This is a genomic window from Asanoa sp. WMMD1127, from assembly GCF_029626225.1.
Lineage (GTDB): Bacteria > Actinomycetota > Actinomycetes > Mycobacteriales > Micromonosporaceae > Asanoa.
The window spans coordinates 3,845,752-3,865,988 of the sequence record NZ_JARUBP010000001.1 but is presented as its reverse complement, the minus strand read 5'-3'; the positions used below and the strand labels follow the sequence as shown (position 1 = coordinate 3,865,988).

Here is a 20,237-nt window from a genome sequence, read left to right as displayed (position 1 = left end):
CTATCGCCCCACGGGCACCGCGGCGCTGCGGGCGGCGGCGAGGGTCAGGGCGCGGTGCAGAAGGCGGGAGTCGCCGAGTAGGCCGCGGAGGCGGCGTTCCAGGCCTGCGATCGGGATCAGGTTCTGGGGTGCCCGCGGGTCCTTGTAGGGCGTCGAGGCGAAGCGCGGCAGGGTGACCAGGGACAGGTCGGCCAGCTCGATGGCCTCCTGGGACGGCAGCTCCGTCGAGCACTCCACCCGCACGATGCCCGCCCACGGCGCTCCGGTCGGGCCGGGCAGGCGCAGGTACCAGGTGTAGCCGCCCCAGGCCGTGCCCATCAGGAAGACCGGCGAGCGTTCGCCGGGGCGCAGCGCGGTCACCACGTTGGTCAGCGTCGCGTCGAGATATTGGCTCTGCTGCGTCTTCACGTAGCCGATCGTGCGGGTCAGCTGGCGGCGGTTGCGCAGCGGGCCGTCGACCACCAGCAGGTCGTCGGACTCGCCGCGGACCTGGGTGGAGACCGCCACCTCCAGCGCGGTCAGCGGGCCCTGGACCGCCGGCACCAGGCGGGCCGGGTCAGGGGCGCCGGAGATCTGGCGCACGCCGTAGCGGACCGCTCCGGCCGCGATGTCGGTCGCCGTCGGCGAGGTGGTGAACAGGCCGCGTTCGACGAGCGTGCCGGCCATCGTGGCGGCGCCGGCGCGCAGGTCGCAGCGGACCACGCCCGCCGCGTAGGACGCCGCCAGGCCCGGGTGGGACGTGCCGTCGTCCTCGCGGGTCCACAGCGTCGCGTCGATCCGGCGCACGCCGTCGACCAGCAGCACCACGTCGGGGGCCCGGACGGTCGGTGGCGCGGTCAGCGGGCGCCACGATGCCGCCGGCAGCTCGACGTCGGTGTTGACCTGGGCGCTGCTCTGCGCCGCGGGCGCGGTGGAGGTCTCGAACGACGCGCCGTACGCCGGGTCCCAGTTGTCGATGAAGTATTCCGTCATATCCCGCTCCGGGTGATGTGGGCCGAGCGGGCGTCCTTGGTGACGTCGAACCGCACCGGCACCCGTTCGGCCAGCGCCGGCACGTGGGTGACCACGCCGACCATCCGGTCGCCGCGGGCGGCCAGGCCCTCGAGCGTCGCGGCGACCGTGTCGAGGGTCGCGGCGTCGAGCGTGCCGAAGCCCTCGTCGAGCAGGATCGACTCCAGGCTCGCGGCCGACGTCGACATCCCGGCCAGCTGCTCGGCCAGCGCCAGCGCGAGGGCCAGCGACGCCTGGAACGTCTCGCCGCCGGACAGGGTGCGCACGCCGCGGCGCAGGCCGGCGTCGTGGTGGTCGACGACCGAGAACTCGCCCTTCTCGTGAACGAGGTCGTACTGCCCGCCGGACAGCTCCCGCAGGATCCGCGACGCGCCCTCGACCAGCAGGTCGAGCGCCTCCTCCAGCAGCCACCGCTCGAAGTTGTTGGCCCGCAGGTGGCTCGCGAGCGACTTGGCGATTTGGCCGTCGTGCTCGTGCGCGGTGCGCTTGTCGAGCAGGCCCTGCGCCTGGGCGCGGCGCTCCTCGACCCGCTGGTGCGCGGCGGTCGCCCGCTCGACCGCGACCGTCGCCGCCCGGACGTGGTCGTCGGGCGCCGGCAGGCCGGCGTCGACGAAGGCCGCGTCGAGCCGCGACCGCGCGTCGGCTACCGCGGCGTCCGCGTCGGCGGCGGCATCGGCGAGGGCGGTACGCGCGACCCGGCGGCTCTCCACCTCGGCCGCCGACCACTCGGCCAGCGCCGACCACGACTCCGCGAGATCCTCGCGCGCGGCCGCCGGCGGGGCGAACCGGGCCACCCCGTCGCGGGCGGTGTCGAACTCCCGCCACCCCTGGGTCAGCCGCTGCTCGGCGGCGGACCGGGCCGCGTTCGCGGTGCGGGCCTGCTCGCGGGCCGACTTCAGCGCCGCCACCGCGCCGTCGAGCGACTTCTGCAGCGCGGCCAGGGTCGCCAGCTCGCGGCGCAGGGCCGCGACGCCCGGTGAGGTCGTCAGCTGCGCGTCGAGCGCGGCCAGCCGGGACTCGAGCTGCTCGTGCTGCGCCCGGGCCCGGTCGAGGGTGCGCTCCAGCGCGCGGGCCGCCTTCTCCCGCTCGGCGACCTGGGCCTGCGCCTTGTCGTCGGCCGCCTTGGCCGCGTGGCCGGCCTGCTCCGCCGCGGGCACGGCCGAGGTCGACGGCACCGCCGGGACGGTCGCGACCGGCTGCTCGCACACGGGGCACGGCGCGCCGGCGTGCAGGTGGACGCGGAGGGCGCCCGCCCGGTCGGCCGCCTGCGCGTCCTGGTAGGCCCGCCGGGCCGCATCCAGCTCCGCCGCCGTGCGCAGCGCCGCCGCCCGCGCCTTCTCGAGGGCGGCCTCCGCGGTCCGGTGCTCCGCCGTCGCGGCGGAGACTCCACTGTGGAGACCGGACAGCTCGGCGCGCACGGCGTCGTGCTCCTCGTGGGCGCGCAACAGCAGGCGCAGCGCGGCCGGGTCGCCCGCCGCCGCCAGCTCGCCGCGCAGCTTCTCCTCGCGCTCCTCGGCCGCGGTGACCGCGTCGGCCGCCTCGGTCGCGTCGTCGCGGGCGGCCGCCGCCGCGGAGGCCAGGGCGGCGACGCCGCGGGGCGCGCGGACCCGCTCCAGCAGGGCGATCTCGTCGTCGAGCGCGGTCAGCCCGGCGGCCGCCGCCGACGCCACCCGGCGGGCCTCGTCGAGCGCCGGCATGCCGTCGGTGACCCGCGTGGCCAGGGCGAGCATCGCCTCGACCCGGTCGGCCGCCTCGGCCAAGGCCTCGTCGGAGGTGTCGTCGAGGCCCGCCAGCAGCTGGTCGACTGCGCGCAGGTCGGCGTCGGCCTGCTGGGCCCGGGCGGTGGCCCGCTTCTGGATGTCCTCGTAGACGTGCAGGCCCAGCAGGTTGACCAGGATCTGCTGCCGAGTCGCCGGCTTGGCGTGCAGGAAGTCGGCGAACTGCCCCTGCGGCAGGATCACACAGCTGGTGAACTGCTCGTACGGCAGCCCGACCGCCTGCAACACTGCGTCGTCCATCTCACCCGGGGTCCCGGCCAGCACGTCACCGAGGTCCTCCGGGGTCATGCCGGTGTCGAGTTTGGACACGTCGAAGTTGTCGGGCATCTGCTGGAGCCCGGCGCCGCCGGTCTTGACGTTGCCCCGGCTGTCGCGGCGCACCACCCGGGTGGCCACGTAGCGGGCGCCGGCGGACTCGAACACCAGCCGCACCCGGGCCTCGGTGGCCGACGGCGACAGCGCGTTGGCGATGCCCCGGCTGCTGCCCCAGCGCGGCACCTGCCCGTAGAGCGCGAAACAGATGGCGTCGAGCACAGTGGACTTGCCGGCGCCGGTCGGGCCGACCAGCGCGAAGAAGTCGGCATCGGTGAAGTCGACCGTCGTCTCATCACGGAAGACCGTGAACCCCGCCATATCAAGCCGAAGGGGTCTCATGCCGACGCCTCCTCGTAGAGCTCGTCGAACAGTTCCTGCACGCCCTCGTCGTCGACCCCACGGCTGGTGAGATAGGCCGCGAACAGCTCCCGGGGCGACCGACCCGCGCGTTCCTCCGCCCGCGGTCCGGGCGTCGACGGCACCAGATCGGGATCGATCCGGACCTCAAGCGCCCGCGGCAGCAGCTCCTGCACCTCCTCGCGCAGCCCGGCCCGCGGCGTCTCCCGCACGTAGACCCGCAGCCACGCCTCGCCGGTCTTGAGCGACGCCAGCTGCTCCAACGTCCCGCGCACGGTGCGCAGCGCGACGGCCGCCGTCACCGGCACCTCACGGACCTTGGCGGGCGTCGAGGCGGTGACGTCGACGATCGAGATCGCCGGCACGTTTTCCCCCTCGCCGAAGTCGATGGCGAGCGGGCTGCCGCTGTAGCGGATCGGGCAGGGCCCGAGGACCGCCTGCGCCCGGTGCAGGTGGCCGAGCGCCACGTAGTGCGCGCTGGGCGGGAACACGGTGGCCGGCACCGCGTAGCCCATGACGGTCTGGGCCTCGCGCTCGCCGCCGCCCTGGCTGGCGCCGTGCACGGTCACGTGGGCGGTGACCAGGTTGACCACGCCCGACGCGGAGAACCCCTCGGTCAGCTTGCCGACCAGGCGCGACAGGTGGTCGGCGTAGGTCTGGGTGGCCTCGGCCGCGGTCAGCTCGTACATCTCGACCGCGCGGACCGCGAAGCGCTGCGACAGGAACGGCAGGGCGACCAGCTGCCAGCGTTCGCCGCCCGCGGTCGTGCCCTCGATGACGTGTTCCGCCGGGTTCTCCCGGACGCTGCCCCGCAAGGTGATGCCCGCGGCGTCGGCCCAGGGCCGCAGGGCGTCGAGCGCCGCGCCGTTGTCGTGGTTGCCACCGACCGCCACCACGTCGGCGCCGGTCCGGCGCAGGGCCGACAGCGCGCGGGTGACCAGCCGGGTCGAGTCCGGCGACGGCGCGGCCGTGTCGTAGAGGTCGCCGGCCACGATCACCAGGTCAGGCTGCTCGGCACGGGCGATCTCGACCACCTGGGCGAGCACCGCGACGTGCTCCTCGGCCCGCGACTGTCCCTTGAGGACCTTGCCGACGTGCCAGTCCGAGGTGTGCAGAATGCGCACGCGAACCTCCTGAACTAGAACGGGATGTCGTCGTCGGACAGCGCGCCCGACCGGGAGCCGACCACCGCGAACGGGTCGGCCGACTGGGTGACCGAGCGCAGCGAGCCGGTCGGCGCCGCGCCCGCCTCGGAGTGCCGGGTCGCCCACGACGGGAACGGGAACTCGAGGCAGAGCGGCACGGGGATGTCGGGCTGGTTGACGAACATGGTGCCGGGCTTGGCGAGCAGCACCCGCTGCCGCTGGGCGGGCGGCAGGAAACCGTATTCGGGCCGGGACGCCTCGGCCGGGTCGAGCCGGCCGACCACGCGGACCGCCGAGTTGGTGACGATGCGGCGCTCGACCTCGCTGGCCGTCTGCTGGGCGCCGACCAGGATCACGCCCAGGGAGCGGCCCCGCTCGGCGATGTCGAGCAGCACCTCCTTGATCGGCGACGAGCCCTCGCGCGGCGCGTATTTGTTGAGCTCGTCGAGCACCACGAACAGCAGCGGCTTGGCCGTGCCCTTCTTCTCCTTGCGCTCGAACTCCTTCTTGAGCGTCACGCCGACCACGAACCGCTGGGCGCGGTCGGGCAGGTTGTGCAGGTCGACGACGGTGACCTGGGCGCTCTCGTCGGTGTTGATCTGGTGCGGCCGGCGGGTGGCCAGGTCGCCGCGGATCAGCCGGCCGAGGTCACGCTTGCTGGCGATCAGGCGGCGGGCGAACGCGTTGATGGTGCCCAGCCCGACGGCGCTGCCCGTCCAGGTGAACCGGGTCTCGTCGTCGGAGAGCTGGGCGACCACGAAGTCGACGAGGTCCGCGTAGGAGCCGAGCCGCGTGCCGTCGAGCGCGATGCCGCCGTCGGCCGGCACCGCGTGCCGGGCCAGGTGGGCGGTGACGGCGTGCACGACCATCGTGTATTGCTGGCGCTCGTCGTCGGCGTCCGCGAACACGTAGGGCAGCAGCCGCTCGGCGCAGAACTCCTCGAGCGTCCAGTAGAAGCTGTCGACGCCGGAGAGCCGGCTGCTCACGTCGGGCGTGCCGGACGCGTCGCCGAGCCGCGGTGGCGCGTAGACCCGGACGTCGGCGAACGGCTTGGCCGGCAGGCCGAGGGCCGCGTACGCCGCCGTGGTCCTGTCGTCGAGCTTGACGTTGGGGTGGTCGAGGAAGAGCAGGTCCTCGCCCTTGACGTTGAAGATGAGCGCCTTGGCGTTGACCGAGTCGGGGCCCAGGGCGCCCGAGTTGAACACCGAGTAGAGCAGGAACGTGGCGAAGCTGGTCTTGGTGGCGACGCCCGAGATGCCGGAGATCGAGACGTGCGCGCCGCGGCTGCCGTCGAGGAAGTCGGCGTTGAGGTAGACCGGGATGCCGTCGCGACCCGTACCCATCGGGATCTGGCGTTCCATCCGGTCGAAGTGGAGCGCGGCCGCGCGCAGGTCGCCGGTGGCTCGGTGGACCAGGGCGCCGGGCGCGGGCGGCACGTAGAGCTCCGGGTCGACCCGGGTGACGGTGATCTCGGCGGCCTCCTGCACCTGGGCGGGAAGCGTGCCGTCGGCGATCGCGAAGACGTCGGAGTCGAAGACCGCGCCCTCGTGTCGGGCCCGCACCTGGGTCACCACGCCGGCGATCCGCACCGGCGGGCGGTCGGGCAGCTCGCGGGTGGTCACCACGACGTCGTCGAGCTGCAGGTAGCTGCCCGGCGTGACGGCCGTCCAGAACTGCAGCGGAGTGGCGTCGGAGGTGCCGAGCACCCGACCGACCGCACTCTGCTCACCCATCGCTCCCACCGATACCACGACTCGCATCTTGCAACATCAGTACGACTCGCTCCCAGCCGACGCGCGGGGCGGTGCCGGATGAGATGAAAGACTGTTTCATCCTTTTGAGACGTTTATGTGAGGCGCCGCAGTAGCGTTGTCGCCCGCGACGGGTCGAAGCCGTCCGGGTCGAACCAGCGCCCCACCCACTGCCGCAGCTCCAGATGCCGCGGATGGTCCTGCTCGCGCAGCGCGACGAGCAGCTCGGCGTAGCCGAACGCGCCGCCGACGTCCTCCGGCGGGCAGGCCCGCTCGCCGGCCGGGCACCGCGGGTAGCGCTCGTCGGGCTCCGCCACGAACACGTCCTCGACCAGCAGGTCGTGCTCCCACCAGTCGCCGAAGTCGTAGGTGTAGAGCAGCCGCGTGCCCTTGTGCGCGACCGCGTCGAGGCGCACCTCGAGCTCGTCGCGCACCGCGAGCTCACCGTCGGGGTCGGGCTCGCCGTATTGCACGCCGTCGACCTCGAACGAGTGCAGGTGGTAGTCCTGCCAGCCCATCGCGAGCTGGACCACGCGGTGCACCCGGTCGAGCGTGTAGGCCCCCGGCAACTCCACCCGCCGCCAGACCTCGGGCAGCACATCGGCCAGCGTCACCTTGACCTGGAAGATCTGCCGGGGCATGCGCGGGGTCCTCGATAGGCTGGCCGGATGAGCTGCGACTGTCAGCACCGTACCCCCGGCACCGCCGTCCCAAGCACCGCCGCGGTCGCCGGATGAGCGACCGGACGATCCGCGCGCTGTGGAGCGTCGACGCAGCTCAGGCGCCCGGCACGGAGCTCGACGACGAAGCCCTCACCACGTGGTACGGGCGATCGGAGCGGCCGACGCTTCGTGTCAATTTCGTGACCAGCGTCGATGGCGCGGTCGAGGTCGAGGGCTACTCGGCGGGGCTGTCCGGCCCGGCCGACAAGCGGGTCTTCGGCATCCTCCGGATGGTCTGCGACGGCCTGGTGGTCGGCGCGGGCACGATGCGGCACGAGGGCTACCGCGCGGTCAAGCTCGACGAGCGCCGCCGGTCGTGGCGCCGGGAGCGCGGGCTGCCCGAAGCGCCGACGCTGGTGGTGGTCAGCAACCGGCTGGCCGTCGACCCGACCGCGCCGGTGTTCACCGAGGCCCCCGTCCGGCCGGTGGTGCTGACCTCGGCGGCGGCGCCGGAGCCGGCCGGCCTCACGAAGGTCGCCGACGTCGTACGCGTCGGCGAGCGCGACGTCGACATCGTGGCCGGGTTGGCCGCGCTGCGGGAACGCGGGCTGAGCCAGCTCCTCTGCGAGGGCGGCCCGCACCTGTTCGGCACGCTGACCGCCGCCGACCAGGTCGACGAGCTCTGCGTCACCATCTCCCCGCTGCTCACCGGCCCCGGCGCGAGCCGGATCACCGCCGGGCCGCAGCGCGACGGCGGCCCGGTCGGACTGCGGCTGCACCACGCGATGGCCGCCGACGACCTGCTGCTCCTGCGCTACACCCGCCGCTGACGCCGCCTGCGGACGCGGCGCACGATCCACAGCGCCAGCAGGCAGGGCGCCGCCACGACGAGATAGGCCCAGGCCGGCGCCGCCCAGGGCGACGGTTCCGGCCGCGCACCCCCGAACGCGCCGGCGCGCAGCAGGTCGTCCGGCACCTCGACACCGGAGACGCGCGTCGGCGTCTCGACGAGGGTCTCGACCACGCCGTCCGGCCGCAGCGCGACCAGGTTGCGGTGGTAGTAGTCCGCCCGGCTCGGCGCGTAGGTCAGCACCGCGTCGCGACCGTCTCGCCAGCCGACGACATCCCCGGGCACACCCTCGATCGGCACCGGCGCGGTGACCACGTTGCCGGTGTTGACGTCGACCAGCTCGAGGCGCCAGCGGTGGGCCGTCTCATCGACCAGGTCGCAGCGCTGCTCGCAGCCCTCGGCCGCGAGCATCGCCAGCAGCTGGCCGTCCGGTGTCCAGGCGCCCCGGCCGGCCAGCCGGCGCCACGGCGCGGCATTGTCCTCGGTCCAGATCGGGGCGCCCGTCCGAGCGTCCATGACGGACAGGCGGCGCCCCGTGTCGCCCCTGCCGAACGGTCCCTCCACCGCGATCCGGCTGCCGTCCGGCGACCAGGCCGCCACGTTGTAGCTGTTGAGCCGCCCGACCGCCACGTACCGCCGCGCGCCCGTGCGCATGTCGACCGCCACCAGGTCGTCCGGCTTCTCCGGATCGTTGTCGGGAACGGTGTCGTCGCCGTAGGTGATCACGCCGTCGTCGTTGGAGACCCCCACCAACAGCTCCGTGCCGTCGGGCGAGAAGGCCATCGGATAGCCCACCATCGGCTCGCTGCCCAGCTGCCGTTCGGCCCCGGTGGACAGGTCGAGCAACCGCAGGCCCGGTCGCACGTAGTAACGGCCGTCTGGGGTGAGCAGGCCGTGGCCCTCGCCGATGTCCAGGTAGATCAGCCGGTAGCTGCCGTTCCGGCCGACCGCCACGCCGGTGCTCTCGAAATAGCGGGTCTGGTCGGTGTAGAACACCAGCGCGGCCGGGCCGCCCGGACCGGCCGGCCACTGACCGACCTTGGCCTGCCACGCCCGGGGCAGCTCGACCCCGGACGGCACCGCGCCGGGCCCGTCCGCGGGGACGACCGCGGCCCGCCGGTGGGCCGCCACCTCCGGCAGCGCCAGCGTGAGCGCCAGCACCAGCACCGCCGCCACCGCGTAACCGATCCGCCGGCGGCGCCGCAGCCGGCGGCCCGTGTCCCACAGGTCCGCCGGGAGCCGGGCCGGCGGCATCTCCTCGGCCAGCTCCTTCAGCAGCCGCTCCTGGCTCATCGCGCCCCCCGGAGGTCGTCGAGCTCCGGCGCGGTGGCCCGCAGCCGGGCCAGCGCGTCGCGGGTGTTGCTCTTCACCGTGCCGACCGAGCAGCCCAGCACCTCGGCCGTCTGCGCCTCGGTGAGGTCCTCGAAGTAGCGCAACACCAGCACCGCCCGCTGCCGCGGGGTGAGCCGGCGCAGCGCCTGCCGCACGGTGAGCTCGGTGTCTTTGTCGGACACCGCCTGGTCGGCGACCGCCCGCTCGGGTGGGGCGGCGTGCGGCTGGTCGACCAGCCGGCGGCGCCGCCACCACGAGACGTGCTGGTGATAGAGCACCCGCCGGACGTACGGGTCGGGGTCGCCGGCCGCCGAGATCTTCTCCCACCGGCTGGCCACCTGGATCAGCGCCTGCTGCACCAGGTCCTCGGCGAGGTGCCGATCGCCGGTGAGCAGGTACGCGGCGCGGGACAACCCCGTCAGCCGGGCCGCGACATAGTCGCGGAACGAGTCCTGCGCCGCCATGCCCTCTTACACGCTCCCCGCGTCGGGTCCGGAGGGGTCGGCGAGCAGACTAAGTTCTGGGTGTGGGTCGGCAGCGGGGGCAGGAGCGACGGGTGGTCGCCCAGATCGGGGCGGGCGTCGTCGAGCTGCTGCCCGACCATGACCGGCCACGGGCCTGGACGCTGCTGGTCGACGGCGCGCCGCAGTCGCACGTCGACCTCGACGACCCGACCTACCTCGAGTTCGAGTACGTGCGCCGGATCGCGGCCTCCCTCGACCTGACCGCTCCCCCGCTGATGCCGCTGCGGGTGCTGCACCTCGGCGGCGGTGGGCTGACCCTGGCGCGCTACCTGGCCGCGAGCCGCCCGGGCAGCCGCCAGCTGGTCGTCGAGGCCGACGCGAAGCTGGTCGACTTCGTCCGCACGCACCTGCCGTGGCCGGCCGACCGCAAACTCAGGATCCGGATCGGCGACGCCCGCACCGAGCTGACCAGGGCCCGCGACGACGAGTTCGACGTGGTGATCGTCGACGTCTTCGCCGGCGCGCGCACCCCGGCCAGCGTCCGCTCGGTCGAGTTCGTCCGGGAGGCGGCCCGGGTGCTGCACCCCGACGGCCGCTACCTGGTCAACATGACCGACGGCCCGCCGATGGCGCTGGCCAAGGGTCAGGTCGCCACGGTGTCGGCCGTCTTCGCCGAGGCCGCCCTGGTGGCCGACTCCTCGGTGCTGCGCGGCCGCCGGTTCGGCAACCTGGTGCTGACCGCGGCCAACACCGCGCTGCCGACGCCCGAGCTGGCCCGCCGGGTCGCCGGCGACTGGTTCCCCGGCCGCCTGCTCGCGGGCGACGACCTGACCCGCTTCGCGAGCGGTGCCCCGGTCGTCACCGACGCGGACGCCACCCCCTCGGCCCCACCTCCGGTCGGAATGTTCGGCCCCCGACCCGAGGTCGTCGAATGACACAGGCGTGCGAGAGTTGACGCTGTGCGGGTGATGCGGGTTCCGGAGGGCTACCACCTCGGTGGCTCGGTGGGTCCGATCCCGATGAGCCGCTGGGACCCCTGCGCCCGGTTCACCGGCGACACGTTCTGGTGGGCGACGCACACCCCGGAGGGCCCGGCGACGCTGGCGCTGCGCCGGCAGGGGCAGGAGCTGACCGCCACCGGGTACGGGCCGGGTCAGGGCTGGGTGGTCGACCAGGCCGACGCGGTCGCCGGGTTGCGCGACGACCTGTCCGGTTTCGCCGACCTGGCCGCCGCCCACCCGGTGGTCCGCGAGCTGGCCCGAGTGCACCGCGGCCGGCGCATCCCGACCACCGGGATCGTCTTCCCCCGGCTGATGCGGGCGATCTTCGAGCAGAAGGTGACCGGCAAGGAGGCCTACCGGGGCTACTCGGCGACGGTCCGGAAGTTCGGCACCCCGGCGCCCGGGCCGGTCGAGGGGCTGACGCTCCCGCCCGAGCCCGAGGTGATCGCGGCCCAGCCCTACTGGGTGTTCCATCCGTTCGGCGTCGAGCAGAAGCGCGCCGACACGCTGCGCCGGGCCGCCGCCGCGGCCGCCGCTATCGAACGGTGCGCGACCGCGGCCGAGGCCACCACCCGGATGCGGTCGATCACCGGGATCGGCGTCTGGACCGCGGCCGAGGTGGTGCGCATCGCCTACGGCGACCCGGACGCGGTCAGCGTCGGCGACTTCCACATCCCCAACACGGTGGCCTGGAACCTGGCCGGCGAGGCCCGCGGCGACGACGCTCGCATGCTGGAGCTGCTGGAGCCGTTCCGCGGCCACCGCGGCCGGGTCTGCATGCTGCTCGAGGCCAGCGGCCTGATGGCGCCGAAGTTCGGCCCCCGCATGCCGATCCGCTCGTTCGCGAAGTTCTAGCTGTTGACGAGCTTGCGCAGCGCGCGGCCGTTCCAGGCCGCGTACGCCCGCTGGAAGAGCCGGGCCACCGGGCCGCCCGCCCGCATGAGGAAGCTTGCCGGCACGCTGAACGCGATGACCTCGAACCAGGTCGTCCCGTCGGCCTCCTGCGTGACCACGAACGCCTCCTCGCCGCGGGCGGGGTGCCCCGGCAGCGTCCCGTAGCCCCAGCCGGCCCGGCCCGGCTCGTCGACCGCCCAGACGACCCGGCACGGCGCCCGCATCGGGCCGATGTGCATCGTCACGTCGACGCCGGGCGCCGCGCGGTCCGCCGAGGTCTCGACCCGGATGCCGGCCGCGCGGTGCATCCGCCAGGTCAGCACCGCCTCGGCGGCGGCTGCGAACACGTCGTGCCCCACCCTCGTGCGGTAGCGCAGGTGCCCGTAGCCGGCCGGCAGCACGCCCGTCTCGGTCGCGCCGACCTCGGCGTAGGTCAGGGAACTCATGTCGTCTCCGTCCGTCGCCAGGCGAGCAGCGCGCACATCGCGAAGCCCACCGCGTTGAGTACCCCGTGCGTCGCCACCATCGCGCCGATCGACAGGTGCGGCACCGGGAACACGTGGCCGGCGGCCCAGTCGAGGGCGAGCAGCATGGTGACCACCAGCATGCCGGACGAGGTCAGGAACAGCATGCGAACCCCGCGCGGCGCCCGCGGCCCGATCCGCGTCACCGTCAGCGCCGCGACCAGCCACATGCCGGCGGTCAGCACCGCCGCCCCGACCAACTCCATCGCGTCGCCGACGAAGTAGCCGACCAGGACGATGCCGGTGCCGGCCGGCACGCACCAGGCGGCCGCCCGGCCGAGCGGCGAGTCGCCGGTGGCCCGGCAAACGAGCGCCGCGACCAGGGCCGCCACCAGGCCCGCGTAATGCAGGTGCGGCACGGTCAGCGCCAGCGTCTCGAGCGGGAAGCCCAGCAGCCGGTGCCCCGCCCGCTCGGCCACCAGCGCCGAGGCGGCGATCACCGGCGCGGCCAGCCCGGTCGCCACCGCCACGTCGGCCGCCGCGAACCGGCGCAGCCGACGCACCGCGAGCCCCGCCAGCGCGACGGTCAGCACGAGATAGGGCACGGCGAGCAGCGCGGCCCCCACACCGCGAGGCAGCCACAACGCCACGACGCCCGGCGACGCGACCCACGGCCAAAGCCGTCGGACGGGCGCCGGCACACCGACCAGCCCGAGCGCCAGCGGCACGAGCCAGAGCATGGCGAGGGCGTCGACGAGGTTCACGAGCGGTGTCACGAGATCATTTGAACACGTTCAAGTCCCACGTGTCGAGACGTGCCGGCGTCGCCGGATGTGGCCTCCGACACGGGACGCTGTGCTGGCCGCATGGAGATCCGACGGGCCGACGCCGCCGACGCCGGCGAGGTGTTCACGCTGCAGCGCGCGGCATTCCTGAGCGAGGCGCAGCGCTATGACGATCCGCACCTACCGGTGCTCACCGAGACGCTGGCCGAGCTCACCGCGGTCCTCGACACCGTATTCGTCGGTCGCCACCTGGCCGGCCGGCTGGTCGTCGTCGGGCGCGGCCGCCTGGACGCCGCCGGCACCTGCCACATCGGCCGGCTCGCCGTGGCGCCCGACCTGCGCGGGCAGGGGCTCGGCCGGCGGATGCTGCGGGCGGTCGAAGCCGCGCACCCGGATGCCCGCCGCTTCGAGCTGTTCACCGGCGCGGCCAGCCATGACAACATCCGGCTGTACGAGCGCAACGGGTACACGATCTTCGCGCGGCGCACCCTCGACCGCGGTCCGGGCCTGGTTCACCTCGCGAAACCGGCGGTGCGCTAGCGTCGGATCATGTCGGAGCCGGTCGACCCCCGCGCCCGGCGGCTGTTCGACACCGGGCGCACCTCGCCCGGCGATCTGGCCGCCAGCCCGTTCCGCGCCGACCGCGACCGGATCGTCACCTCGCCGTTCTTCGCCCGGCTGGGCGGGGTCACCCAGGTGATCAGCCCGGGCGGCAGCGGCCTGCTGGTGCACAACCGGCTGACCCACAGCCTCAAGGTGGCCCAGGTGGCCCGGGCGATCGCCGAGCGGCTCACCGCCGACGTCGACAACCTGGCCCTGCTCGACAAGCTCGGTGGCTGCGACCCCGACGTCGTCGAGGCCGCCGCGCTCGCCCACGACCTCGGCCACCCGCCGTTCGGGCACCTCGGCGAGGCCGTGCTGGACCGGCTGGCCCGCGAGCGGCTCGGGCTCCCCGACGGCTTCGAGGGCAACGCGCAGTCGTACCGGATCGTCACCAGCACCGAGATCCGCGGCGCCGCGACGATCGGGCTCAACCTGACGGCGGCCGTACGCGCGGCGATCGTGAAGTATCCCTGGACCCGGCTCGACTATCCGGACCCGCACCCACGGCGGATGAGCCCGCCGCCGCGTGGGGCGTCCGCGCCCGACTGGGACCCGTCGAGCGGCTCGGCCAAGTTCGGCGCCTACACGACCGAGGTCGACGACCTGCGCCAGGCCCGGGCCCCGTTCGCCGGCCGGATCCCCGACTGGCAGCAGACCGTCGAGGCGTCCATCATGGACACCGCCGACGACATCGCCTACGCGATCCACGACGTCGAGGACTTCCACCGCGTCGGCGTGCTGCAGCAGGGCACCGTGGCCGCCGAGCTGATCGGCTGGCAGCGCGAGACCAAGCGGCTCGGCGGGCTCTCCGACGGCGCGCTCGACGCCGGCAGCCGCCAGGCGGGGGTGGCCATCGAGAAGCTGCGCCGCCGGCTGCACCGCCGCGACCGGTGGATCACCGACGACGACGCGTTCGCCGACGCGGTCGAGCAGGTCCGCCACGACCTGGTCGACGGGCTGCTGGCCGACCCGTTCGACGGCTCGGTCGCCGCCGAGCAGTACGTCGCCCGGTTCTCCGCCCGCTGGACCCGCCGCCTGGTCGACGCGGTCCGGCTGACCGACAACCCGGCCGTGCGCTCCGGCTACGTGCTGCTCGACCGGCCGCAGTGGCACGAGGTCCAGATCCTCAAGCTGATCCACCACCGGTTCGTGCTGGACCGGCCGGACCTCGCCCTGCACCAGCGCGGCCAGGCCCGGCTGCTGGCCACCCTGGTCGAGGCGCTGCTGGCCTGGATCGTCGACCCGGCCGAGGAGGCCCGGCTGCCGCAGCGCCTGCACGACCTGGTCGAGCTGGCCGAGGCGGAGCTGCCGGCGGGCACGCCGGACCGGGCCGCCCGGGCCCGCGGGCGGGCGATCGTCGACTTCGTGGCGGCGCTGACCGACCAGCAGGCGGTGGCGTTGCTCGACGCGCTCTCCGGTCGATCGGGACAGCTCTGGACCGATGCCTTCGTCCTCTGAGAAAGTTCCCGGATGGATCTGACGGCGACCGAAACCAACATCACGATCCTGTGCGGGGTCGCCATGGTGATCGGCGTCTTCGGCGTCGTGATCCCGTTCCTGCCCGGCCTGCTGCTGACCTGGGCCGCGGCGGTCGCCTGGGCGATCTTCGTGGGCGAGGGCGGCGCCCGCTGGGGCCTGCTCGCGCTGGCCACGGTCATCGTCATCCTCGGCATCGTGGTCAAGTACGCCTGGCCGGGGCGCAACCTCAAGCGCAGCGGCGTACCCAACAAGACCCTGCTCCTCGGCGGCGTGCTGGCGATCGTCGGCTTCTTCGTGATCCCCGTGGTCGGCCTGGTCATCGGCTTCGTCGCCGGCGTCTGGCTGGCGGAGCTGGCCCGCCTCGGCGACTCGAAGCTGGCCTGGCCGTCGACCAAGCACGCGATCAAGGCGGCCGGCCTGGCGATGCTCGTCGAGCTCGGCGCGGCGCTGGCCATCGCGATCATCTGGGTGGCCGCCGTCGTGGTGAGCTGAACCGGGCGCACCACAGCGCTGCCGCGATCTGGAAGACTCAGTGAGATGGACCTGCCGATCAACCCGCCGGTCGAGCCGATGCTCGCCAAGAGCGTGCCGCAGATCCCCGAGGCCGAGGGCATGAGCTACGAGCCCAAGTGGGACGGCTTCCGGTGCATCGTGTTCCGTGACGGCGACGAGGTCGAGCTGGCCAGCCGGGGCGGCAAGACCCTCACGCGCTACTTCCCCGAGGTGGTCGAGCAGGCCAAGGCCCAGCTCCCGGAGCGGTGCGCGGTCGACGGCGAGATCGTGGTCATCCACCGCGCGGAGGGGCAGCAGCCCAAGCTCGAGTGGGACTGGCTGACCCAACGGATCCACCCGGCCGCGTCGCGGGTCAAGCTGCTCGCCGAGCAGACACCGGCCGACTTCGTGGCGTTCGACCTGCTCGCGCTCGGCGACGAGAGCCTGGTCGACGAGCCCTACTCGACCCGCCGCGCCAGGCTGGAGAAGGCGCTGGCCGGCGTCCGCTCGCCGGTGCACGTCACGCCGACCACCCACGACATCGAGACCGCGCAGCGCTGGTTCGAGATCTTCGAGGGCGCCGGGCTCGACGGGCTGATCGCCAAGCCGGCCGACATCGCCTACGAGCCCAACAAGCGGCTGATGTTCAAGATCAAGCACGCGCGTACGGCCGACGCGGTCGTCGCCGGCTTCCGCTGGCACAAGTCCGGCCCGGTGGTCGGCTCCCTGCTGCTCGGCCTCTACGACGAGCACGGCACCCTGCACCACGTCGGCGTCTCGTCGTCGTTCAGCATGGCCCGCCGCTCGGAGCTGCTCGACGAGCTGGCCGACCACCGCGAGCCGGCCGAGCACCCGTGGATCGACCCCGACAGCGACGAGCAGCAGGTTGGCCCGACCAGCGCGACCGGCCAGCGCCGCCCCGGCGGGGTGAGCCGGTGGACCGGCGGCAAGAACCTGGCCTGGGAGCCGCTGCGGCCCGACCTGGTGGTCGAGGTCGCCTACGACGCCATGGAGGGCGACCGGTTCCGGCACACCGCCCAGTTCGTCCGCTGGCGGCCCGACCGCGACCCGCGCTCCTGCGGCTACGACCAGCTGGAGCGGCCGGTCCGGTTCAACGTCGACGAGGTTCTCGGCGGGGACCCCGCCGCCGGGACGGGAGTCTCCTAGTGCGTCTGCGGCTGCGCCTCCTCGCCCTCGGTCTGCTCGCGGGCCTGCTCGTGCTGACCGGCTGCACCGTGCCGGTGATCGCCCCCAACTCGGGCGGCAACGTGGCGCCCAGCGCCCAGCCCGCGCCCGCCGCGTCCGGCCAGCCGGCCTGGCGTCCGTGCCCCGAGGTGCCGGCCCAGCTCGTCGGCCGGGGCGCCAACGGGATGAGCTACGACTGCGCCACGCTCAAGGTGCCGCAGGACTGGGCCGACCAGGGCAACGGCCAGACCTTCGACCTCGCGCTGATCCGGGTGCGGTCCGACAAGCAGCACGACCGGATCGGCTCGCTGGTGGTCAACCCGGGCGGTCCCGGGGCGTCCGGCGTCAACCTGGCCGTCTACCTGTCGTTCGGCGCGGCCTTCCAGGGCATCCCGGCCGAGGTGACCGACCGGTTCGACATCGTCGGCTTCGACCCGCGCGGGGTCAACCGGTCGAGCCCGGTCGAGTGCATCAGCGACGCCCAGCTCGACGAGAGCTTCGGCTACGTGCCCGACCCCGAGACCCAGGCCCAGTTCGACGGCCTGGTCGACCTCAACCGGAGCATTGGGGCGGAGTGCGGCGCCAAATACGGCGACAAGCTCAAGCTGTTCTCCACCGTGCAGGCCGCCCGCGACATGGACGCGATCCGGTCCGCCGTCGGCGACAAGCAGCTGACCTACCTCGGCTACTCCTACGGCACGCTGCTCGGCGCCACGTACGCCCAGCTCTTCCCGCAGAACGTGCGGGCCCTGGTGCTCGACGGCGCCGTCGACCCGCGGCAGAACTTCCAGGCCGGCTCCGAGAGCCAGGCCAAGGGCTTCGCGCTGGCCTTCGACAACTTCGCCAAGTGGTGCACCGCGACACCCGACCAGTGCCCGATCGCGCCCGACGCCAAGGCCGCGGTCACCACGGCGATCGACAAGGCCGAGGTGTCACCGGTGACCGGCGCCGGCGGCCGCAAGGCCACCTCCGGCTGGGTGTTCTACGCGGTGATCTCGTCGCTCTACACCCAGTCGGGCTGGCAGGCCCTGGCCAGCGCGATCAAGTCGCTCGAGGAGGGCAACCCGGCGGAGGTGTTCCGGCTCGCCGACTCCTACGCGGAGCGCGAGCCCAACGGCACCTACTCCAACCTGTTCGACGCCAACATCGCCGTCAACTGCGCCGACCAGAAGACCGTGCCCGACGTCAACCAGGTCCGCACGCTGCAGGGCGAGTGGCGCTCGCAGATCCCCCTGTTCGGGGCGCCGCTCGCGGTCGGCATGCTGACCTGCGCGGTCTGGCCGGGCGGGCACGAGCCCTATCCTACCGGGCCGGCCACCGGGTCCGCCCCCATCCTGGTCGTCGGCACGACCGGCGACCCGGCGACGCCCTACGCCCAGGCGCCCGCCCTGGCCAGCATGCTCGGCGTGGGCCGGCTGCTGACCTGGGAGGGCGAGGGGCACACCGCCTACCCGCAGACCGCCTGCATCACCGAGGCCGTCGACGCGTACCTGCTCAGTCAGACCCTGCCGCCGGAGGGGAAGCGCTGCCCGGCGAAATAGGCGCGACGCCGTCGCGGGCGGCCATCTCCTCCAGCAGCCGGCGCACGACCCGCAGGTTGTTCTTCAGCTCCTCCTGCTCGTCGTGCCGGAACGCGTCGGTGTCGACGATCAGCTTGCTGGCGAAGTGCGCCGTGATCAGCGGGATCACCAGCAGCACCATCGTGGAGATCAGCACGACCGCGATGGCGCGCGCCTGCCAGGTGTCCGGCGAGATGTCGCCGTACCCGACCGTCGACGCGGTGACCACCGCCCACCAGAGCGAGTCACCGACCCCGACCTTCTCGAACACGCTGTAGAGCGCTGCCGCGATGACGATCATCAGGGCGTACGACAGCATCAGCGTCCGTGGCGAGTTGGCGAAGTAGACCAACCCGCGGTAGATCGCCTTGAACGGGAACAGCAGGGCCCTCATGGCGCATCATCATGCACCCCGGCCGCCAGCGGGGAGGTCCTGCGACCGGCCGGAAAATTGTTTGTCGCCGGATGTCGAGAACCGGGGCGCGGCTCCGTCCCCGCAGTGCACACGGCACGATGGCCGTATCGAACGAGGAGAACCACGATGGCGAAGTACCTGCTGCTCAAGCACTACCGCGGCGCGCCGGCGGCGGTCAACGACGTCCCGATGGACAAGTGGACGCCCGAGGAGGTCGAGGCCCACATCGGCTACATGCGCGACTTCGCGGCCCGGCTCGAGGGCACCGGCGAGTACGTCGACGGCCAGGCGCTGTCCCCCGAGGGCACGTTCGTCCGCTACGACGGCGAGGGGCGGCCGCCGGTCACCGACGGCCCGTTCGCGGAGACCAAGGACCTGATCGCCGGGTGGATGGTGATCGACGTCGACAGCTACGAGCGCGCGGTGGAGCTGGCCGGCGAGCTGTCCGCGGCCCCGGGCGCCGGCGGCAAGCCGATCCACGAGTGGCTCGAGCTGCGCCCGTTCCTGGGTGAGCCCCCGACCATCACGGAGTGACGCACGGTGGACGAGTCCCTGTTGCGGACCCTCACCCCCACGGTCATCGGGATCCTCGTCCGCCGCGGAGCTGACTTCGCGGCGGCCGAGGATGCCGTCCAGGACGCGCTGGTCGAGGCGGTGCGCGGCTGGCCGGCCGACCCGCCCCGGGACCCCAAGGGCTGGCTCGTCGCGGTGGCCTGGCGCAAGTTCCTCGACGCGACCCGGGCCGACACGTCCCGGCGCCGGCGGGAGGAGCTGGTCGACCGCCAGCCCACCCCCGGCCCGGCCGAGGCGGCGGACGACACGCTCGCGCTTTATTTCCTCTGCGCGCACCCGTCCCTGACCCCGGCCTCGGCGGTCGCGCTCACGCTGCGCGCGGTCGGCGGCCTGACCACCCGGCAGATCGCCGCCGCCTACCTGGTGCCCGAGGCGACGATGGCCCAGCGGATCAGCCGGGCCAAGCGGACCGTCGCGGGCGTGCGGCTCGACCAGCCAGGCGACCTCGGCACCGTGCTGCGGGTGCTCTACCTGGTCTTCAACGAGGGCTACTCCGGCGACGTCGACCTGGCGGCCGAGGCGATCCGGCTTACCCGCCAGCTCGCCGCGCAGGTCAAGGACGAGGAGGTGGCCGGCCTGCTCGCGCTCATGCTGCTGCACCACGCCCGGCGCGCGGCCCGCACCCGGCCTGACGGCAGTCTCGTGCCGCTGGCCGAGCAGGACCGCGGCCGGTGGGACACGCGGCTGATCGCCGAGGGCGTCGACGTGCTCCAAGCCGCCTTGGCCCGCGACCGCCTGGGCGAGTTCCAGGCCCAGGCCGCCATCGCCGCGCTGCACGCGGACGCACGCGCCGCCGACGAGACCGACTGGGTGCAGATCGTCGAGTGGTACGACGAGCTGGTGCGGTTGACCGACAGCCCGGTGGCGCGGCTCAACCGGGCGGTCGCGGTCGGCGAGGCCGACGGTGCGCGGGCCGGCCTGGCCGCGCTGGCCGACGTCGACCCCACGCTGCCGCGCCACACGGCCGCCGCCGCCTATCTGCACGAGCGGGCCGGCGACCTGGCCGAGGCCGCCCGGCTCTACGCCGAGGCGGCCCGGTCGGCGCCCAACGTCCCGGAACGGGCCCATCTCACCCGGCAGGCGGCCCGGCTCAACGCGCGGCTGCGGGGCTGACCGGCGCGT

Annotated in this window: 20 protein-coding genes; 10 read left to right on the top strand and 10 right to left on the bottom strand. The window is 73.7% G+C overall.

The genetic code is table 11. From position 1 onward, the window contains the following. From O7635_RS18455 to O7635_RS18435, 5 genes are all read right to left on the bottom strand, one after another. Positions 1 to 972 (bottom strand): hypothetical protein, encoded by a 972-nt coding sequence (locus tag O7635_RS18455; protein WP_278081675.1) that lies wholly within the window; start codon positions 970 to 972, stop codon positions 1 to 3. Continuing rightward, positions 969 to 3,443: an SMC family ATPase gene (locus O7635_RS18450; RefSeq protein ID WP_278081674.1), complete on the bottom strand. Its 2,475-nt coding sequence runs from the start codon at positions 3,441 to 3,443 to the stop codon at positions 969 to 971. Before O7635_RS18450 ends, O7635_RS18455 begins: the two co-directional genes overlap by 4 nt. Further along, entirely contained in the window at positions 3,440 to 4,585 is a 1,146-nt protein-coding gene (locus O7635_RS18445) for an exonuclease SbcCD subunit D (RefSeq protein ID WP_278081673.1), read from the bottom strand. The genes O7635_RS18450 and O7635_RS18445 overlap by 4 nt, the downstream gene beginning before the upstream one ends. Positions 4,586 to 4,599: 14 nt before the next feature. Further along, the gene (locus tag O7635_RS18440) at positions 4,600 to 6,339 is read right to left on the bottom strand and encodes an ATP-binding protein (protein WP_278081672.1); all 1,740 of its coding nucleotides are present in this window, start codon (positions 6,337 to 6,339) and stop codon (positions 4,600 to 4,602) included. 113 nt (positions 6,340 to 6,452) lie between these two features. Further along, positions 6,453 to 6,998, bottom strand: coding sequence for a plasmid pRiA4b ORF-3 family protein (locus O7635_RS18435; protein WP_278081671.1), 546 nt, complete (start codon positions 6,996 to 6,998; stop codon positions 6,453 to 6,455). A gap of 92 nt (positions 6,999 to 7,090) precedes the next feature. Between O7635_RS18435 and O7635_RS18430 the strand changes: the two genes are divergently transcribed. Further along, positions 7,091 to 7,849: a pyrimidine reductase family protein gene (locus O7635_RS18430; RefSeq protein ID WP_278081670.1), complete on the top strand. Its 759-nt coding sequence runs from the start codon at positions 7,091 to 7,093 to the stop codon at positions 7,847 to 7,849. Here the strand turns inward: O7635_RS18430 and O7635_RS18425 are convergent. Together O7635_RS18425 and O7635_RS18420 are read right to left on the bottom strand one after the other, a co-directional pair. Continuing rightward, a complete protein-coding gene (locus O7635_RS18425; RefSeq protein WP_278081669.1) occupies positions 7,834 to 9,162 on the bottom strand; it encodes a hypothetical protein in 1,329 nt (442 codons plus the stop codon). The two genes, O7635_RS18430 and O7635_RS18425, sit on opposite strands and share 16 nt — an antisense overlap. Next, positions 9,159 to 9,665, bottom strand: a complete 507-nt coding sequence (locus O7635_RS18420; protein WP_278081668.1) for a SigE family RNA polymerase sigma factor — start codon at positions 9,663 to 9,665, stop codon at positions 9,159 to 9,161. Before O7635_RS18420 ends, O7635_RS18425 begins: the two co-directional genes overlap by 4 nt. A gap of 62 nt (positions 9,666 to 9,727) precedes the next feature. Between O7635_RS18420 and O7635_RS18415 the strand changes: the two genes are divergently transcribed. Together O7635_RS18415 and O7635_RS18410 are read left to right on the top strand one after the other, a co-directional pair. After that, positions 9,728 to 10,600: a fused MFS/spermidine synthase gene (locus O7635_RS18415; protein WP_278081667.1), complete on the top strand. Its 873-nt coding sequence runs from the start codon at positions 9,728 to 9,730 to the stop codon at positions 10,598 to 10,600. A gap of 33 nt (positions 10,601 to 10,633) precedes the next feature. Continuing rightward, a complete protein-coding gene (locus tag O7635_RS18410; protein ID WP_278085523.1) occupies positions 10,634 to 11,521 on the top strand; it encodes a DNA-3-methyladenine glycosylase 2 family protein in 888 nt (295 codons plus the stop codon). Here O7635_RS18410 and O7635_RS18405 read toward each other — a convergent pair. Beyond that, positions 11,518 to 12,006 carry a DUF1990 domain-containing protein gene (locus O7635_RS18405; protein ID WP_278081666.1) on the bottom strand — a complete coding sequence of 163 codons (489 nt, stop codon included), beginning with the start codon at positions 12,004 to 12,006 and terminating at the stop codon, positions 11,518 to 11,520. The two genes, O7635_RS18410 and O7635_RS18405, sit on opposite strands and share 4 nt — an antisense overlap. Beyond that, positions 12,003 to 12,800, bottom strand: a complete 798-nt coding sequence (locus tag O7635_RS18400) for a YndJ family protein (RefSeq protein ID WP_278081665.1) — start codon at positions 12,798 to 12,800, stop codon at positions 12,003 to 12,005. Before O7635_RS18400 ends, O7635_RS18405 begins: the two co-directional genes overlap by 4 nt. Before the next feature lie 90 nt (positions 12,801 to 12,890). On the opposite strand from O7635_RS18400, the gene O7635_RS18395 reads away from it, so the two are divergent. Genes O7635_RS18395 through O7635_RS18375 form a run of 5 tightly spaced genes read left to right on the top strand, consistent with a single transcriptional unit; the run spans position 12,891 to position 18,109 of the window. Beyond that, entirely contained in the window at positions 12,891 to 13,349 is a 459-nt protein-coding gene (locus tag O7635_RS18395) for a GNAT family N-acetyltransferase (RefSeq protein WP_278081664.1), read from the top strand. A gap of 9 nt (positions 13,350 to 13,358) precedes the next feature. Beyond that, positions 13,359 to 14,870, top strand: a complete 1,512-nt coding sequence (dgt, locus tag O7635_RS18390) for a dGTP triphosphohydrolase (RefSeq protein WP_278081663.1) — start codon at positions 13,359 to 13,361, stop codon at positions 14,868 to 14,870. A 12-nt stretch (positions 14,871 to 14,882) separates the two neighbouring features. After that, positions 14,883 to 15,383: a DUF456 domain-containing protein gene (locus O7635_RS18385; RefSeq protein ID WP_278081662.1), complete on the top strand. Its 501-nt coding sequence runs from the start codon at positions 14,883 to 14,885 to the stop codon at positions 15,381 to 15,383. Positions 15,384 to 15,428: 45 nt separating this feature from the next. Next, the gene (locus tag O7635_RS18380; protein ID WP_278081661.1) at positions 15,429 to 16,550 is read left to right on the top strand and encodes an ATP-dependent DNA ligase; all 1,122 of its coding nucleotides are present in this window, start codon (positions 15,429 to 15,431) and stop codon (positions 16,548 to 16,550) included. Next, entirely contained in the window at positions 16,550 to 18,109 is a 1,560-nt protein-coding gene (locus O7635_RS18375) for an alpha/beta hydrolase (protein WP_278081660.1), read from the top strand. Before O7635_RS18380 ends, O7635_RS18375 begins: the two co-directional genes overlap by 1 nt. Here O7635_RS18375 and O7635_RS18370 read toward each other — a convergent pair. After that, on the bottom strand, positions 18,063 to 18,521 hold the full coding sequence (locus O7635_RS18370; protein WP_278081659.1) for a potassium channel family protein: 459 nt from the start codon (positions 18,519 to 18,521) through the stop codon (positions 18,063 to 18,065). The genes O7635_RS18375 and O7635_RS18370 overlap by 47 nt on opposite strands. A gap of 147 nt (positions 18,522 to 18,668) precedes the next feature. Between O7635_RS18370 and O7635_RS18365 the strand changes: the two genes are divergently transcribed. After that, positions 18,669 to 19,076, top strand: coding sequence for a YciI family protein (locus O7635_RS18365; RefSeq protein WP_278081658.1), 408 nt, complete (start codon positions 18,669 to 18,671; stop codon positions 19,074 to 19,076). 6 nt (positions 19,077 to 19,082) lie between these two features. Then, positions 19,083 to 20,228: a DUF6596 domain-containing protein gene (locus O7635_RS18360; RefSeq protein WP_278081657.1), complete on the top strand. Its 1,146-nt coding sequence runs from the start codon at positions 19,083 to 19,085 to the stop codon at positions 20,226 to 20,228. The last annotated feature ends 9 nt before the right edge of the window (positions 20,229 to 20,237 follow it).

Excerpts from the sequence above, each read along its gene's own strand:
- O7635_RS18455 (WP_278081675.1), bottom strand. The coding sequence starts at position 972 with ATGACGGAATACTTCATCGACAACTGGGACCCGGCGTACGGCGCGTCG.
- O7635_RS18450 (WP_278081674.1), bottom strand. The coding sequence starts at position 3,443 with ATGAGACCCCTTCGGCTTGATATGGCGGGGTTCACGGTCTTCCGTGAT.
- O7635_RS18440 (WP_278081672.1), bottom strand. The coding sequence starts at position 6,339 with ATGGGTGAGCAGAGTGCGGTCGGTCGGGTGCTCGGCACCTCCGACGCC.
- O7635_RS18435 (WP_278081671.1), bottom strand. The coding sequence starts at position 6,998 with ATGCCCCGGCAGATCTTCCAGGTCAAGGTGACGCTGGCCGATGTGCTG.
- O7635_RS18430 (WP_278081670.1), top strand. The coding sequence starts at position 7,091 with ATGAGCGACCGGACGATCCGCGCGCTGTGGAGCGTCGACGCAGCTCAG.
- O7635_RS18425 (WP_278081669.1), bottom strand. The coding sequence starts at position 9,162 with ATGAGCCAGGAGCGGCTGCTGAAGGAGCTGGCCGAGGAGATGCCGCCG.
- O7635_RS18420 (WP_278081668.1), bottom strand. The coding sequence starts at position 9,665 with ATGGCGGCGCAGGACTCGTTCCGCGACTATGTCGCGGCCCGGCTGACG.
- O7635_RS18410 (WP_278085523.1), top strand. The coding sequence starts at position 10,634 with ATGCGGGTTCCGGAGGGCTACCACCTCGGTGGCTCGGTGGGTCCGATC.
- O7635_RS18405 (WP_278081666.1), bottom strand. The coding sequence starts at position 12,006 with ATGAGTTCCCTGACCTACGCCGAGGTCGGCGCGACCGAGACGGGCGTG.
- O7635_RS18395 (WP_278081664.1), top strand. The coding sequence starts at position 12,891 with ATGGAGATCCGACGGGCCGACGCCGCCGACGCCGGCGAGGTGTTCACG.
- dgt (WP_278081663.1), top strand. The coding sequence starts at position 13,359 with ATGTCGGAGCCGGTCGACCCCCGCGCCCGGCGGCTGTTCGACACCGGG.
- O7635_RS18385 (WP_278081662.1), top strand. The coding sequence starts at position 14,883 with ATGGATCTGACGGCGACCGAAACCAACATCACGATCCTGTGCGGGGTC.
- O7635_RS18380 (WP_278081661.1), top strand. The coding sequence starts at position 15,429 with ATGGACCTGCCGATCAACCCGCCGGTCGAGCCGATGCTCGCCAAGAGC.
- O7635_RS18370 (WP_278081659.1), bottom strand. The coding sequence starts at position 18,521 with ATGAGGGCCCTGCTGTTCCCGTTCAAGGCGATCTACCGCGGGTTGGTC.
- O7635_RS18365 (WP_278081658.1), top strand. The coding sequence starts at position 18,669 with ATGGCGAAGTACCTGCTGCTCAAGCACTACCGCGGCGCGCCGGCGGCG.